General features: G+C 70.7%; 12 protein-coding genes and 4 tRNA genes. 11 read left to right on the top strand and 5 right to left on the bottom strand.

Annotated elements, in window-relative coordinates:
• Positions 1–109: 109 nt before the first annotated feature.
• The 4 genes from WMF19_RS31975 to WMF19_RS31960 form a co-directional block, all read right to left on the bottom strand.
• Positions 110–2,479 carry a hypothetical protein gene (locus WMF19_RS31975; protein ID WP_437893839.1) on the bottom strand — a complete coding sequence of 790 codons (2,370 nt, stop codon included), beginning with the start codon at positions 2,477–2,479 and terminating at the stop codon, positions 110–112.
• A gap of 445 nt (positions 2,480–2,924) precedes the next feature.
• Entirely contained in the window at positions 2,925–3,101 is a 177-nt protein-coding gene (locus WMF19_RS31970; protein ID WP_437893838.1) for a hypothetical protein, read from the bottom strand.
• 40 nt (positions 3,102–3,141) lie between these two features.
• Positions 3,142–3,408, bottom strand: a complete 267-nt coding sequence (locus WMF19_RS31965) for a hypothetical protein (RefSeq protein ID WP_437893837.1) — start codon at positions 3,406–3,408, stop codon at positions 3,142–3,144.
• Entirely contained in the window at positions 3,405–4,034 is a 630-nt protein-coding gene (locus WMF19_RS31960) for a hypothetical protein (RefSeq protein ID WP_437893836.1), read from the bottom strand. Before WMF19_RS31960 ends, WMF19_RS31965 begins: the two co-directional genes overlap by 4 nt.
• A gap of 41 nt (positions 4,035–4,075) precedes the next feature.
• Here WMF19_RS31960 and WMF19_RS31955 point away from each other — a divergent pair, with 41 nt between their 5' ends.
• The 3 genes from WMF19_RS31955 to WMF19_RS31945 all read left to right on the top strand — a co-directional run bounded on the left by WMF19_RS31955 (position 4,076) and on the right by WMF19_RS31945 (position 7,997).
• Positions 4,076–5,737, top strand: a complete 1,662-nt coding sequence (locus WMF19_RS31955; RefSeq protein ID WP_437323659.1) for a Ppx/GppA phosphatase family protein — start codon at positions 4,076–4,078, stop codon at positions 5,735–5,737.
• A gap of 214 nt (positions 5,738–5,951) precedes the next feature.
• Complete coding sequence (locus tag WMF19_RS31950; protein ID WP_437893835.1) at positions 5,952–7,430, top strand: hypothetical protein; 1,479 nt, start codon at positions 5,952–5,954, stop codon at positions 7,428–7,430.
• 153 nt (positions 7,431–7,583) lie between these two features.
• A complete protein-coding gene (locus WMF19_RS31945) occupies positions 7,584–7,997 on the top strand; it encodes a hypothetical protein (RefSeq protein WP_272094562.1) in 414 nt (137 codons plus the stop codon).
• 50 nt (positions 7,998–8,047) lie between these two features.
• On the opposite strand, the gene WMF19_RS31940 is transcribed toward WMF19_RS31945, so the two are convergent.
• On the bottom strand, positions 8,048–9,766 hold the full coding sequence (locus tag WMF19_RS31940) for an NAD-dependent malic enzyme (protein ID WP_437901702.1): 1,719 nt from the start codon (positions 9,764–9,766) through the stop codon (positions 8,048–8,050).
• A 205-nt stretch (positions 9,767–9,971) separates the two neighbouring features.
• On the opposite strand from WMF19_RS31940, the gene WMF19_RS31935 reads away from it, so the two are divergent.
• The 8 genes from WMF19_RS31935 to WMF19_RS31900 all read left to right on the top strand — a co-directional run bounded on the left by WMF19_RS31935 (position 9,972) and on the right by WMF19_RS31900 (position 15,569).
• Entirely contained in the window at positions 9,972–11,039 is a 1,068-nt protein-coding gene (locus WMF19_RS31935; RefSeq protein ID WP_437893834.1) for a protoporphyrinogen/coproporphyrinogen oxidase, read from the top strand.
• A 92-nt stretch (positions 11,040–11,131) separates the two neighbouring features.
• Positions 11,132–12,382 carry a tetratricopeptide repeat protein gene (locus tag WMF19_RS31930; protein ID WP_437893833.1) on the top strand — a complete coding sequence of 417 codons (1,251 nt, stop codon included), beginning with the start codon at positions 11,132–11,134 and terminating at the stop codon, positions 12,380–12,382.
• A 296-nt stretch (positions 12,383–12,678) separates the two neighbouring features.
• Positions 12,679–12,855: a hypothetical protein gene (locus WMF19_RS31925; RefSeq protein ID WP_437893832.1), complete on the top strand. Its 177-nt coding sequence runs from the start codon at positions 12,679–12,681 to the stop codon at positions 12,853–12,855.
• 438 nt (positions 12,856–13,293) lie between these two features.
• A tRNA-Lys gene (locus WMF19_RS31920) sits at positions 13,294–13,367 on the top strand.
• A 93-nt stretch (positions 13,368–13,460) separates the two neighbouring features.
• Positions 13,461–13,532 (top strand) — tRNA-Asn (locus tag WMF19_RS31915).
• 99 nt (positions 13,533–13,631) lie between these two features.
• Positions 13,632–13,704, top strand: a tRNA-Pro gene (locus tag WMF19_RS31910).
• Positions 13,705–13,716: 12 nt separating this feature from the next.
• Positions 13,717–13,791: transfer RNA gene (locus WMF19_RS31905), tRNA-His, on the top strand.
• Between the two features lie 98 nt (positions 13,792–13,889).
• Positions 13,890–15,569, top strand: coding sequence for a TROVE domain-containing protein (locus WMF19_RS31900; protein ID WP_437893831.1), 1,680 nt, complete (start codon positions 13,890–13,892; stop codon positions 15,567–15,569).
• Positions 15,570–15,721 lie beyond the last annotated feature (152 nt).

Here is a 15,721-nt window from a genome sequence, read left to right as displayed (position 1 = left end):
GGTGGGGACGAGCGGCGCCTGCCCCTGCGCCGCTCCGAAGGACCGAAGCTCGACCACCTCAAATGCCGCGTCCAGCGCAGCGGAGCGGAGCGCTAGAGCGTGCGCCGCGCTACTGGTTGGCGGTGTCGCCGGAGCAGATGACGAACTGCGTCGCGCCATCCAGGGCTTCGCCGTCGCCGGTGAACCGGATCTGGCGGCGCTCCGTGGACGGGCACTTGGCGACGACCTCTTCTTGGCCGAGGCCGAGCCGCGGGTCGACATAACACCACCCGTGCACCTTCTCGCCGCCGATCTCGACCGGCGCCGGAGGCACCGTGTTCTGGCAAGCCGCGAGCTCGTCCGGCGCTCTCAGCTGCTCGACCTCGCAGACGCAGTTCCAGCCGTTCGCCGCCGCCACCGGATCCTCGAGCACCCTTTGCTTCGCGGCGAGGTTCTCGTGGAGCACCTCCCGCCGCGCCGTGAGCCCGTCGCAGCCGCACTTCCCCTCGGCCGTGCTCCGCGCCTCGAGGACGAGGCAGCTGACCTGTCCGCTCTCGTTCGGCTGGAGCGCGCGGGGCAGGCACTGCCCGCCGAGCTTCGTCTTCAGGCGATCGACGATCGCGCCGATCGCCGGCCGATAGCCGAAGTCGAGCCGGCCCTCTTCCGGGAACTTGAGCTGCGCCGGGCACACGGAGCCGACGATGCCCTGCTCCCCGAGGTTCCGGATGAGCTCGAGCTGCCGCAGGCCCGGATAGGCCTTCGCGCTGACCTGGAGGTTGCTGTCGGTGCCGTCGGGGTTGTCCTTGCACAGGGGGCTGTCTCGGTCTTCATTGCCCTTGCAGTCATCGCCCGTCACGGGCTCGAGCAACGGGAACGTGCAAGCGTACTGGAGGTCGCCGAAACCCGGGTTGGGGTTCCATTCATGGCCGTTGATGGTGTTGGCGTCGTCCGGCGAGTCCGGGCTGGCGATGCGCGTCCCGGTGATCGGGTTCTCGCCCTCGCGGGGGAGCGGCGACTCGATCATGTGGGGATCGCCGGGGCTCCGGCGCGACTTCGGATCTCCGAGGATGATGTCCCAGGTGCTCGCGAATCCCGCGTTCGGAGCGCTCAGCTCCTTGGCGCTCTTGAAGCCGCCGACGAGGTTGCCGTCCTGGTCCCTGCCTTCCCGGAGATCGGGCTGACCCGCGTCGTCCTGGCGCGCGATGTCCTGCCACGGGACGCCCACGAGGCCCGCGAAGAACACGTACTCCGGCGGACGGACAGCGCTGTTCTCGTCGTCCGGGTCGAGATCCGAGAAGATCGGGTTGTCGACGAGGTTGCCCTGGTGATCCTGGATCCGCGCCTGCGTGAGCGCGTCCGTGTAGCGGTCGATCGGGTAGAGCAGATCGATGCCGAACCGGCGCTTCTGGTCGAAGCAGCGCAGGTTGTGCGGGTCCTCGTTCGGGAGGAGCGTCTTGGGCCGTCCATCCGGGCCGCAGGTCTCCTCGTCCAGCGGGCACTCGCCCCTGGGCGCCCCGCAGGACTTGCAGCACGGGTCGTCCAGGCCCTTCTCCGCGCACTCCCTGCGCGGCGCGAACATCCGAAAAAGGTTGTCGTTTTCGTCCTTCTGCCTCGCGACCCAGAAGGCGTTCCCTCCCTCCTTGATGGAACAGTCGTTCTCGTCCGACAGCATGACGATCGCGAGGAGCGAGTCCGGCCGCAGGAACGCCTTGCGCTGGTCCAGGAGCTTCTTGTCCAGGCCGCGCCGCTCCGCCTTGCCGTTCACCACCTCGAGGGTCTCGTAGGGCGCGGGGTCCACGAGGAAGCGGTACCAGCTCTCCAGCTGCGACTCGAAGCCGCAGCCGTTGTCGGCCACCCCTCGGACCATGTTCGTCAGCGTCGGTACGAGGCCGCGCCCCGCGCTGTCGTCGAGGATCGACTCGCCCGCGGGGTTGAGCTTCTGCTCTGGATCCCAGGCGAGGAATCCCATGTTCTGGTAGGTCGGCGGGTCGTTGTCTGCGTCATTGTGGTCGTCCCTGTCGCTCCGGGCGATGAGGTGTCCCTTGTCGTTGTTGAAGACGAGCGGCCCGTCGGGGCACGAGTCCGCGCCATGGCTGCCGAGGCTCGTGCTGAGGATGCCGATGTGGATGTCGACGACGGGCTCGAACTCGCGCTCCTTGCCGCTCGGGCAGCTGCCGTCCTCCCGCGGCGGGGACGAATCCAGGGGGTTCAGCGGATCGATGCACCGGGGGTCGACCAGGCGTCTCACGAGGTCGGGAACGGCCAGCGCGAGGATGTCCTGCTTGTCCTTCATCGACGACGAGTTGTCGATGGTCAGGAGGAGATCGATCTTGTCGACGCGCCGCGGGAGCCGCTCGACGACGGTGCCAGTCGTGCGCGTGTCCTGATGGGCTATCGGGCGGCTCAGGCACCCCGGGAGGAGCGATGTGCCGCCGACGACGAGGGAGCACAAAAGCAACGCTGCCGCGCGGGCAGCACGGGACGGAGGACGAGCGGGCATGGATCCTTCCTTGCGCGAGAGATGGAGTGGGCCCTTTCGCGCGCCATGCGCGCGGAGCCGGCGAGCCCGTCTCGCGCGGAGTGGATGACAGGCTGCCTGGCGATCGCGTATCAGACGCCGAGAGGGGGCGTTCTCTTGGCTACGTGGCGAGATGAGCGCGACACCATCACGAAAATCCACGAACCATGGAGAGAGCGCGGCGCTGCGGGGGCGTCGCACAGTGGCGGCACAGCCGCCGTCGCGGCATGGGCGGCACACCCGCCATCGAGGGCGGAGGCGCCGCCGTCACGACACGGGCAGCGCAGCCTCCATCGCGGGCGGAGGCGCCGCCGCCTCGTCGGATGCGGAGGCGGCGTGCTCTGATGTGCGATGTTATCGCAAAATTACGTGTAGGAAGGAATCGTGAAGGCCGGGCGCCAGGGCGTCCTCGGCCGGCGGCGGGAGCTCAGCTCTCGGCGGAGGCGGCCGTCTCGGCGCCAGCGACGAGCGGCGCGTACTGCGCGAGGAACTTGCTCCAGCGCTTGTGCTTGCGGCCGGGCTTCCGGGAGCTCTGGGTGCTCCTCTCCTGCTTCTGGGTGACCTTGAGGGTGAGGTGCTGGTGCTGGCGCGTAGGGCGATTCATGGCGGCGGATGCTGGTCGAACGCGCCCCGCTCTGCAAGCCTCAACGCGACGGAGCCCGCGCCTGCTCGCTCTGCCCGTCCTGCTCCGTCCCCAGCCGGCCGAAGCTGTGGATCCCGTAGATGAGCACCACGAGCGCGAGCACCGTGAGCGCCATGCCCGCGTCCGACGGCCCGACGCCGACCAGCGCGAGCCCGGCCACGAGGAGCAACCCCCCGCCGCCGAGCGCGCGTCGCGCGCGCTCCTCGGCGTCTCGCTCTCTCCGGCGCCCCCGACTTCGCGCCGCCCCGCCCTCCTCGAGCTCGCTCACTGGAACTTCTGCGTCCGCGCGTAGGTGATGAAGTCCTGCACGTCGCGCGTCAGCTCGCGCTCGGCGGTGATCGTCGTGCGCTCGTGCGACTCGCCGACGAGGTCGTCGTAGAGGTAGTTCTGCTGATAGAGGAGCACGAGGCGGATGGCCCCGTCCGCCCCGCCGCGGACGATGCGCAGCTTCTCGTCCCGGCCGTTCGGCGGCGGGATCGCGGCGCCGAGCGCCTGGGCGTCCTCCTCGGTCACGTAGACGACGCCGTACGAGCGGCTCTGCACGCCGACATCGACGCGCACCTTCTTCCCGCTGGTCAGCTCGACCTCGCGCCCGCGCGCCGGCTGCGCGCCCTCGTGCGCCATCGCCCGGCGGATCACCTCGATCGCCCTGCGCTCGTCCAGGGCGCGCATCGGGTTCGGCGCGCGCGCCTCGCCGCCGCTGCACGCCGCCAGCGCGAGCGCCGCGGCCGCGATCCCCAGCGCGAGGCGCGCCGCCCATCGCGCGCCGCCGAGGAGACGGCGCGCGTCCCGAGCCTGCCCGGGCGCGAGCTCGGGCGCTGAAGGCCGATGCTGAAGGGGGCCGAGATGGCGAGCCCCCGAGCCTTGATGAAGCTTCCTCGACATGAGCGGCATGAGAGTAGCCAACCGCCCGGAGCTTCGCTACTTCTCCCGACATGGCGCGGCTCGCTGCGATCGACATCGGATCCAACGCCATCCGACTTCGCATCGTCGACGTCGATCCTCCGGCGCTCGGGGCGTTCGGGGCCGGCTGGGATCCGGCGCTCGCCGGGGCCGCGACCGGCGCGCCCGACGCGCCGCGCTTCCACCCGTTCCGCGATGTCCATGCGGATCGCGCGTCGGTGCGTCTCGGGCACGACGTGTTCACGAAGGGCCGGCTCGAGTCGGGGGTCATCGGCGCCGCCTGCGAGGCGCTCCGGCGCTTCCGCACGGCGATGGATGCGGCCAAGGTCGACCGCTACCGCGCGGTGGCGACGAGCGCCGCGCGCGAGGCCCAGAACGGCGACCTCTTCGTCGAGCGCGCCGCGCGCGAGGCCGGCGTCCATATCGAGGTCATTGAGGGGGTCGAGGAGGCGCGCCTGGTCCAGCTCGCCGTCCGTGAGCGCGTCGCGCTCGGCGAGCGGACCGCGCTCCTCGTCGACATCGGCGGCGGCTCCACCGAGCTCACGCTGCTCCGCGGCCGCGGTGCCGTCTTCTCGCGCTCGCTCCCCGTGGGGACGGTGCGGATGGTCGAGGCCTTCCTCGAGGATCGCCGCCCGGTCGACGCGGGGCACCGGCGGCTCGTCGAGGAGTACGTCGATCGCGTCATGGTCGAGGCCACGCGCGAGATCGTCGAGCTGCTCGGCGAGGGGTCGGGCTCGGGGATCGATCTGCTCGTCGGCACGGGCGGCAACATCGAGACGCTCGCGGATCTCTGCCCCGCGCCGGGCGCGCCCCCGGAGGGGCGGGCGATCGACGTGCCCGCGATGTCCCGCCTGCTCGACGAGATGGCGTCCAAGACGCCCGAGGAACGCGCGCAGATCTACGGCCTGCGCCCGGACCGCGCCGACACCATCGTCCCCGCGGCGACGATCCTGGGCCGCATCGCCCGGGCGTTCGCGCAGCGGGTCATCGTCGCTCCCGGGGTCGGGCTCAAGGAGGGCGTGCTCGTCGATCTCGCCCACGCCCACTTCCTCGGGCCCGACTTCCGCGGCGAGGCCGCCGCGGTCAGCGACGCCTGCGTCCGGCTCGGCCGCCGCTACCACTTCGACGAGAAGCACGGCGCGCTCGTGGCCCGCTTCGCCGAGCGGCTGTTCGACGACCTCGCGCCGCGCCACCGCCTCGGCCAGCGCGACCGGATCCTCCTGCGCGCGGCGGCCCTGCTCCACGACATCGGCGACTTCGTCCGCTACGAGGGGCACCACAAGCACAGCTATTACGTCATCGTCCACAGCGACCTCATGGGCCTGACCCCGGAGGAGCGCGCGATCGTCGCGAACATCGCGCGCTACCACAGGAAGTCGCCGCCCAGCATGGATCACGACAACTTCCGCGCGCTCTCGCGGGACGCGCGCGCCAAGGTGAAGTCGATGGCGTCGATCCTCCGCATCGCCGACGCGCTCGATCGCGAGCACCGGGCCAAGGTCGCGGAGGTGACCGGTCGCATCGAGGGCGACACGCTGGTGATCGAGGTGCAGGGCGCGGAGGACCGGGCGCTCGAGGAGTGGACGGTCGTCGCGAAGGCGGGGATGCTGCGCGACGCGCTTGGCCTGGAGGTGCGGATGGTCGACGCCACGCCGAGATCGCGCCCGCCTTCGGCCGCGAACGCGGGAGGCTGATGCGAGGCACCACCGCGCTCGCGGCGGCTGACGCGAGGCGCCGCTGCGAGCGCGGGCGGGGTCGACGCCCGAAAAAGTCGCCGTGGCCTTTGCGTGGAGCCGTGCGGGCCACCATGAACCTCGGCACGGGGGAGGTTCTGCCCCCGTGGACGAGCGCGGCGATGCCGTACCGACGGGCGCGGCTGCGCCGCCGTAGAACAAGGGCGAGCGACCGTTGACGCTGAAATCTCCGAAGCTGATGGAGGCCCGCCGCGCCGCCGGCATCCTGAGGTCCGCCCTGCGCGGGCACACGGGCGATCTGACGCTCGCCGACGCGTCGGCGAAGAGCGGCCTGCCGCTGCGCGACGCGGAGAGCGGCCTGCACCTGCTCGTCAGCGAGCACCGCGGGCACCTCAAGGCGACGTCCGAAGGGGAGCTGCTCTTCCGCTTCCCGTACGGCTTCACCAAGCCGTGGGAGACCCGCACGCGCCTCACGCGCGCGCTCCAGGCCGTCCTCCGGGCCGCCGCCGGCGTGGCCCGCTTCGTCGTGCGGGCGTGGATCGCGATCGTGCTGATCGCGTATGTCGCGATCTTCGTCGGGATCCTGATCGCCCGGCTGTTCGCCCGCTCGAACAGCGACTCGCGCGACCACGACGACTTCTCCGGATCGTTCGCGGGCTACTTCCTCTTTCGTCTGGTCCTCGACGCGATCTTCTGGACGTTCCACCCGTTCTCGCCGTTCGTGTGGACGGCCGAGCCGGCGTGGTCCTCGTCGTATGGACGCCGCGGGGCGTTCGGGCAGCGGCGCGACGAGACGCCCTTCTACGAGAAGGTGAACCGGTTCTTCTTCGGCCCGACGCCCGCGCCGCGCGATCCGCTCGAGGCCGAGAAGCTCATCCTGGCCGAGATCCGCGCGCAGCGGGGCCGGATCGGGCTCGCCGACGTGATGCGCGTGACGGGGCTCTCGCGCGACGAGGCGGATCCGCTGATGGCGCGGCTGATGCTCGACTACGACGGCGCGGTCGACGTGTCCGAGGAGGGGGGCATCGTCTACCGGTTCGAGGCGATCCGGCGGACGGCGGCGGAGGCGCCCGCGCGGGCGCCCGCGCCGGTCTGGGCGAAGCGCGAGGAGCTGCCTCCGCTGACCGGGAACGGGCCGGGGATGAACGCGCTCATCGTGGCGCTCAACGGGTTCAACTTGCTGATGAGCCTCTACGCGCTCGGGGCCCACCTTACTTTGGACAACCTCGGGCTCCTGGCGCGGGGCGTCCCGATGACGGAGCTGCCCGCCACGGGGACCGCGGTCGCGCTCGGGGTGGTGCCGCTCGTCTTCTCGCTCGCGCTCTTCGCGCTGCCGCTCGGCCGGGCGCTCCTGCGCCCGCTGAAGCAGCGGAGGCTCGCCCGGCGGAACGGCCGGCGGGCCATGCTACGCGCGATCCTTACCCGCGTCGGCGCGCAGCACGGCCGGGAGCCGATCACGGAGGCGGTGCTCCAGCGGGCGTGGCAGGAGGCGGCGGGGGAGCCGCCGCGGTCAGAGGAGATCACCCGCGAGGTGGTCGCCCTCGGGGGCGACGTCGACCTCGAGGCAGGCGAGGGGATCCGGTACCGCTTTCCCGATCTGGAGACCGAGGCCAAGGCCCTCGAAGCCGAGCGGGAGGCGGCCTCCGAGGAAGAGGCGCGCGCCGGGAAGGTGATCTTCTCGTCCGACGCGTGAGCGCCGTCGCAGACGGTTTTTTCTGTGGTGCTTGATGAGGGCGCTGACAAAAACCGTCGATGGCGTGTGCGCGCGTACGGCGCCGTGCCGCGCGGAACCGCCGTTCATTGACGCGCTCTGGTCTGGACGTCTACGGTAGGGTGAATTTCGCGCATGTACTCCGTTGACAACAGGGCCGGTCGTCTCATCGAGGTGAGGCTTGCATCACCGCTCCCGACTGGCGAGGTCGACGCGTGCATCGCCCGGATCCAGGGCATCGTGACCCAGAACCGGCACGGCGCTGTCGTCTGCATCGAGCTGCTCCAGGTCGACGTGCTCGCGCCCGAGAGCGCAGAGAAATTCCTGGAGATGATGCGGGTCCAGAACGCCACGGTGCACCGGACGGCCTACCTGCTGCCGGTGTCGAACGCGATCCTGGGGCTCCAGGTCGAGCGGCTCATCCGGGACGCGCACAACTCGAGCCGAAAGGCGTTTCGCGACACGACCTCGCTCGAGGCCTGGCTCGTCCCGGTGATGACGATGGTGGAGGCGCAGCAACTCCGGAAGTTCCTGTCGCAGCTCGGCTGAGGCGGAGCGCACCCGCGCCGCGGGGGCGCGGGCGCGCTCCGGGGCAGGCCCTAGCCGCGCACGAACGGCAGGTACTTCGGCTGCCAGAACCGCGCCTTCACATAGGCCTCGACGTTCCCGGGGTCGACCTTCTTGCTCCTCGCGACGCCGTCCTCGAACGCCGCCCGGATGACCGCGACGGCGACGCGCGTGGAGACCTCCTGGAGCTCCTCCACGGGCGGGTAGATGAGCCCCTTATCGAGGTGCTTCTCCGCCGTGTAGTCGACGAGCGCGTAGGCCGCCGCGAGCACCATGCCGTCCGTGATCTCGCGCGCGTCGGACAGAATGGATCCGAACCCGAGCCCCGGGAAGATGAAGGCGTTGTTGCCCTGGCCGATGGGGATGGTCTTGCCGTCGAGCTCCACGGGCGGGAACGGGCTGCCGGTCGCGACGAGCGCGCGGCCCTCGGTCAGGGCGAGGATCTCCTCGGGGAGCGCCTCGCAGGCGCTCGTCGGGTTGGAGAGGGCGAAGATGACCGGCCGCGGGGTGTTGCCGGCCATCGCCTTGATCACGGGCTCGCTGAATGAGCGGGGCTGCCCGGACAGCCCGAGGAGCACGGTCGCGCGCGTGTTCTCGAGGGTCTCGAGCAGCGTCGGCACGGCCCCGGCCTTCTTCCACGCGGCGATCTTCCCCGGATCCTGCGCGAACTTGCGCTTGTACTCCTCCATCGGGCGGTCCTTCGCGAGGAGGCCCTTGGAGTCGAGGACGAAGATGCGGGCGAGCGCCTCGTCCTCGGTGAGCCCCTCGCGGAGCATCCCCTGGCAGATGGCCCAGGCGACGCCGACGCCGCCAGCGCCTGCGCCGTGGATCACCACCGATTGATCCCCGAGCCGCTCGCCGCGAAGCCTGCACGCGGCGACCACGCCCGCGAGGGTGACTGCCCCTGTCCCCTGGATATCGTCGTTGAAGGAGGGGATCACCTTCCGGTACCGGTCCAGCACGGAGAAGGCGGCCTCCTTGGAGAGGTCCTCCCACTGGATGACGGCGCGGGGGCAGCTGCTCTTCACGGCGTCGACGAACCTGTCGAAGAAGTCGAAGTACGCGTCGCCGCGCAGGCGGCGCTGGCGAACACCGAGGTAGAACGGGTCCTCGATGAGATCGGCCCGGTCGGTCCCCACGTCGAGGACCACGGGCATCGTGTGGAACGGGCTCACGCCGCCGCCCGCGGTGTAGAGCGCGAGCTTGCCGATCGGGATGGCGAGCCCGCCATAACCCTGGTCGCCAATGCCGAGGATCGCGGAGGAGTCGGTCGCCACGATCATGCGCACGTCCTCCCACGGGAAGCTCGCGAGCACGCGCTGGGCGCGATCGATGTTCGCGGGAGAGAACGAGACGCCGCGCGCGCTCTGATAGAGGAAGTTGAACTGCTGCACGGCCTCGCCCACGGTCGGCGTGTAGACGATGGGCAGCATCTCGCCGAGGTGGCGATTGAGCAGCGCATAGTAGAGGATCTCGTTGCGCTCCTGGAGCGCCCGCAGATACTGATACTTGGCGATCGGCGTCGGCTCGCGGCGAAACCCACCATAGACGCGGGCGAGCTGCTGGTCCATGGTGTTGACCTGCGGCGGGAGCAGCCCGTCGAGCCCGAGGTTCACGCGCTCTTCCGGCGTGAAGGCCGTCCCCTTGTTGGTCATGACGAGCCTGAGGAGGGCGATCCCATCGAAGTATACCTCCATGTACTCGCGGCCATAGGCGTCTTTCTTGACGTCGAAATACTTTGAGATCCTCACCATGGGAGGCATCCTAGACCGATGGGCGCGCGCCGGCGAGCCTTCCTTGAGCGCTTGAGCGCGTAAGCGGGCGAACTCGGGTGGTTCCCGCTCGGTGAATGGAGTGTTTCTCACAGTGTTATCGCCGGCGGGCGAGCCCGGGCGGATCCTGCTCGCCGGATGCAGTGTTTCTCACATTGCTATCGCCTCGTGGTATAGAGGCGCGATGCGACGCATTGCCGTCATTGGAGGCGGTCTGGCCGGGTGTATCGTTGCGTTCCGGCGAGCTATGGCGGGCGACCAGGTGACGCTCGTCGAGGCGGCTCCGCGGATCGGCGGGCAGCTCTGGACGGAGCGGGCCTCTGGCTTCGTCATCGAGCTCGGCGCCGAGGGGTTCATCGCGCGGAGCGAGGCCGTCCCTGGGCTGGCGAGCGCGCTCGGCATCGCCGGCGATCTCGTCGGCCAGGAGACGCACCGGTCGTTTGGCTTCGACGGCGTCGCGCTGCGGGAGCTCGCGCCGGGCGAGGCGGCGGAGTTCCTCGGCTTCCAGGTGCCGCGCGACGAGCTCGGCAAGGGGATCCGGACCTTCCGCCTCGGGATGGCGCAGCTGACCGAGACGCTCGCGCTCGCGATCGCCGGGCGCGTCGACGTGCGCACCTCCGCGGCGGTCGCCTCGCTCGCGCCGGTGGCCGGCGGCCTCCGCGTCGCGCTCGCCGGAGGGGCCGAGATCGACGCCGACGCGGTCGTCCTCGCCACCCACGCCGCCGGCGCGGCCGCGCTGCTCGGCGAGGCGGGGCGGGCGCTCCGCGACGCAGAGACGCTCTCCAGCGTGACCGTATCGCTGGCGTACCCGCGCGCCGCGATCGAGCACCCGCTCGACGGCACCGGCTTTGTCGTCGCCGCGGGGCACCAGGCGCACGGCTTCCGCGCGTGCACGTTCACGACCTCGAAGTTCGCCGAGCGCGCCCCCGCCGGCCACGTCACGCTTCGCCTCTTCTTCCGCCCCGATCCGGCGGACCTCGAGCAGATGAGCGACGAGGCCTGGACGGCGCGCGCAGAGGCCTCGCTCGCGCGCGTGCTGCCAGTGCACGGGCCCTCCGAACGCGCGTGGGTCTCGCGCTGGTCGAGCGCGCTCCCGGTCTCCACTCCCGCGCACGCGGCGCGGGTCCGGGAGGCCGAGCAGGCGCTCGCGGGCAGCGGCGTGCTGCTCGCCGGCTCGGCGTTCCACGGCTCCGGGATCGACGCCGCCGTGCGCTCCGCCGAGGCGGCCGCGGAGCGGGTCGCGGCCCTGTAGCGCGCTGTCGCGCTCCGGCGCTGCGAGCAGCGCGGCCCGCCGGCATCGATCTGCGGTGACAGGCTCGACCCGGACGGGCGAGGATACGTACCATGACCACGGAGATCACCGGCCCTCGCTGCGCGTTCGACGTCGGGGGGCGCCTTGCGCTCGGCTTCATCGCGGCGTGCGTCGCCGCGGGCTGCCGTGACCAGCCGCCGCGGCCGACCGCCGAGAGCGCGCCGCCCGTCGCGGCGAGCTCACCTGCCGCCGTCGCGTCGGCGAGCGGCGCTGTGCCGCCGGCGCCGTCGGCGTTGCCCGCGTCGCCGGCTCTGCCCGCGCCGAGCGCGCGCCCGCTTACCGAGAAGGAGAAGCAGGCCCTCGCCACGTACAAGGCCGCGCTGGCGAGAGGCCGGCTCGCGACCAAGAAGCAGGACTTCAAGGCGGCCATCCAGGCGTTCTCCGAGGCAATCGCCGCGGACCCGAGCGACGCGCGGGCGCTCGCGGAGCGAGGCTTCGCGCACCTGACCGCGGGCGACCGCGACGCGGCGGATGGCGATTTCAACGCGGCGCTCGCGGGGGCGGGCGATCCCGAGCTCCGTTCCCAGATATGGTTCAACCTCGGGCTGCTGCGCGACGGGGCGGGCGACGCCGAGGCGGCCCGGGTCGCTTACGCCAACGCGCACCTGCTCAAGCCCTCGGCGGCGACGCGCGGCAAGCTCGCCGGCAGATCGACGTGCACCGTGGAGGTCCGCAAGGCCGACCTCGAGGGCGCCGAGCTCGTGAAGGAGTGGAGCGAGCTCCTCGCGCGGATCGGCACCGCCGAGGAGATGCCCGGCGAGGCGACGAGCGAGGCCGCGGCGCGAGAGCGCCTGTGCAGGCCCGACTCGAGGTGGGCGGACAGCCCGTGCGCCGGCGATCCGCCGTGGGTCTTCCCTCGCGACTACATGATGTACGTGCACCACAGCAACCATGTGGTCTTCCCCCGCAAGCCGGACGGGTTCCTGGTCGTGAACGGCGGTCATTCGGGGGGCTGGCCCGCGCACTGCCAGGGGACACGCAGCGTGAGCGGCTCGGTCGAGGGGGGGTTGCTCGTGGTCGAGGGCACCTTCGACGGCGCGGGCGCGGTCTACGATGGAGAGGTCAACGACGAGATGCGCTGCCGGGACGGCGCGAGCTACCGCGAGCGGACGTTCTATGACGCGCGCACCGGCCGGGCGATGGTCGCGCTGCGCTGGCCGGCCGGGAGTGAGGCCAACGTGAAGGTGCAGGGCGGTCAGCTGGTCGTCTCGGGCGGCGGTTGCGACGAGCGATTCCGGCTCGACGTCGGCGCCGGCGCCGGCACCAACGTCAGCACGAAATAGGCCACGAGGTGCGCTGCGCGTGGGCGCCTCCTGCCGTCGCTTCCGCCTCAGGGGGCCCGAGCGCCGTCGCGGGTCGCGCCTGATGCCCGTGGCATATCCAGGTCCAGGGCGGGCGCCGGCAAAGGGAAGATGGCGTGATTGCTTGATTGCTCCGACGATTGCGCCGACCGCGCCCGGACCGGGGAGCGCCAATGTTGAAGGCGTTGAAGGCACCGAAAAAAAGAATCGACTCGAGGAACTTTTCTGTTGCGCAGCCCCTCCAAGAGGGGTACTTAGTCGGAACACGAGGATTCGCCATGTTCAGCCGCCGCGACAACCTGCAGCTCGTCACCATCCTGTCCAAGTCGGGAACGCCCGATGCGGCCATGGCATGGGATCGCCTGCTGGGTGGTGAACATTTGGCGCATAATCCAGGCTACCCTTGCAGCCTCCGCCCGTCGCGGAAGCTCGGTAACCCGGAGAATAGCGCCTAGAGGCAGCTAAGCACGCGTCGATCGACGACGTTCGCGAAGGCCGCCTCGGGAAACCCAGGCGGCCTTCGGCGTTCTGGGGGCTTGTGAGCTGTCAGCTCGTTGCGGCTATCGGCCCGCTCGTGGGCGGTAGATCTGCTGTGGGCTGTCGGCCTGTTGGTGGGCTGGAGATCTACTGTGGGCTGTCGGCCTGCTGTGGATTGCAGGCTGCCGGCGAGTCGAGGCAATGAGTTGTCTTGCGCAGCGCGCGGCCTCGTCGCGCGCTGCGGAGGGGGAGTTGCGCCTGGAGAAAGGGGGGCGCGGCAGAGAATGCGTTGGGAGCATTCTATTCGAGAATGAGAGCCGCGGCGCGTTCACGGCGCCGGGTGATGATTTCGCGGAGTGGCCGACGTGCATTGGCTTGCTGACACAGCAGGCCATGCGGAGGTGTGCCCTCCGCGCGGACCCGTAGCTCAAATGGATAGAGCAGCCGCCTCTTAAGCGGACGGCTGGAGGTTCGATTCCTCTCGGGTCCACCTGTCCTCGCCGGCGCAGCAGCGCAGGCGTCGGGGCACCTGATCTGTGACAATCCAGGATGATGTAGATGGAGGCGCGCTGCGCCTCCATGTTCCGGTGTAGCTCAATGGTAGAGCGCCCGTCTGTTAAGCGGGTGGTTGGAGGTTCGATTCCTCCCGCCGGAGCCGCGCCCCCATCGCGGGAGGCAGGCCCGCCTCGATCACGCGAGGCGCCGGCTCGCCACCGGCCAGAGGCGCGTCGGCGCCTCGTTCGAGCAGGCGCTGCGGGATGTAGCCTAGTGGAAAGGCGCCTCATCTGGGGTGAGGAGATCCGCCGGTTCGATTCCGGCCATCCCGACGATGGTTTGCGTGGGTGTTTCTCTTCTGGTGAAGAGGGCAGGTTGTGACCCTGCGGAGGCGGGTTCGATCCCCGTACGCCCACCCAGGACGGGTCGAACGTGCTCGGTTATCTTTGGGAGATCAACCCGAGCACGCTCTTTTATCCGTCCTCTTTGCCCGGGGGGCCGGGCCGGAGGTGGTGTGATGGCCAATTATCTGAAGCACTTCGCCGCGCTGGTCACCCCGCAGCGGCAGAAGGCCCGCGCCGATCAGGTGAAGAACAGCGCCGGCGGCTTCGCTTTCGCCCTCGACGAGTGGGCGAGGCTCGACCGCTGGCTGATCCTCGGCGCCGAGGGGGGGACCTACTACGCGACCGAGCGGAAGCTCACGGTGGAGAACGCCCGCGCCGTCGAGGCGTGCCTCGCCGCGGACGGGCCCTGCGCCGTGCAGCGCATCGTCGACATCAGCGGCTCGGGGCGAGCGCCGAAGAACGCGCCCGCGATCTTCGCGCTCGCGATGGCCGCCGCCGACGCGAAGCTCGAGACCCGGCAGGCCGCCCTCGCGGCCTTGCCCGAGGTGTGCCGCACGGGGACGGATCTCTTCCACTTCGCCCGCGACGTGCAGGGGTTCCGCAAGTGGGGGCGCGGCCTCCGGTCCGCCGTCGCCGCCTGGTACAACGACAAGCCCGTCGACAGGGTCGCGTACCAGGCGATGAAGTACCAGCAGCGCGACGGCTTCAGCCACCGCGATCTTCTGCGGCTCGCGCACCCGGTCGCGCCGACCCCGCAGCACGACGCCCTTTACCGCTGGATCGTCGGCGGCATCGAGGCGCTCGGCAAGGAGTCGGCGCGCGGCAAGGCGCTGCCCATGACCGATCTGCCGGACGCGGTGCGCGCGTTCGAGTCGCTCCGCGCGGCGACGAACCGCAAGCAGGTCACCGCGCTGATCAGGCAGCATCGCTTCACGCACGAGATGCTCCTGACCGAGTGGAAGAGCGACCCCGTGGTCTGGGAGGCGCTGCTCGAGCACATGCCTCAGACAGCGCTGCTCCGGAACCTGGGGAAGATGACCGCGATCGGCCTGCTCTCGCCGATGAGCGACGCGTCCCGCAGGGTGGCGCAACAGCTCACCGACGCCGGGCGGCTGCGCGCGGCCCGGGTCCACCCCATCGCCGTGCTCTCGGCCCTCAAGGTCTATGAGCAGGGCCACGGCGAGCGCGCTCGCCGGCGCGCCAACGCGCGCTCGTGGACCCCGGTCCGCGAGGTCGTCGACGCGCTGAACGAGGCGTTCTACCTCGCGTTCCGGGCGGTCGAGCCGACGGGGAAGAAGCACCTCCTGGCGCTCGACATCTCCGGGTCCATGACCAGCGGATCCATCGCCGGCGTCCCTGGCTTGACGCCGCGCGTGGCGAGCGCGGCCATGGCCATGGCGACGGCGAGGATCGAGAGCGAGTACGGCGTTGTCGGCTTCTCGGCGGCGTCGGGCGGGTACGGCGGCAAGTGGGGCGGGGGCGTCTCCGGCCTCATGCCGCTGTCGATATCGCCGGAGCAGCGCCTCGACGACGTGCTGCGCGCGGTGGGTGGCCTCCCCTTCGGCGGCACCGACTGCGCGTTGCCGATGGTCTGGGCGAAGCGGAACCGGGTAGAGGTCGACTCGTTCGTCGTCTACACGGACAACGAGACCTGGGCGGGCGGCGTTCACCCGTTCCAGGCGCTCAGGGAATACCGGCAGGCGATGGGCCGACCGGCCCGGCTGATCGTCGTCGGAATGACGTCGACCGGCTTCTCGATCGCCGATCCGACGGACCCCGGCATGCTCGATGTCGTGGGGTTCGACGGGGCGGCCCCCCAGGTGATGGCGGATTTCACCCGGGGTGTCTCGTGACAGGCAGCGTGACGGACGGGCTCCGCCGGCCCGTCCGTCCGACGAGGGCGCGTCACGAGCGCCCTCCTTTTGCGGGACGCCGCCAGAATGGATGGCGCCTGTCCTTCACCCTTCGCCCGGGATCCCCCGGGCCTCAGAGGGACAGTTCTCGT

The organism is Sorangium sp. So ce124 (genome assembly GCF_051525235.1).
GTDB lineage: Bacteria > Myxococcota_A > Polyangia > Polyangiales > Polyangiaceae > Sorangium > Sorangium atrum.
Note: the sequence above shows the minus strand (reverse complement) of the source record. Positions and strands in the feature narration are given on the sequence as shown.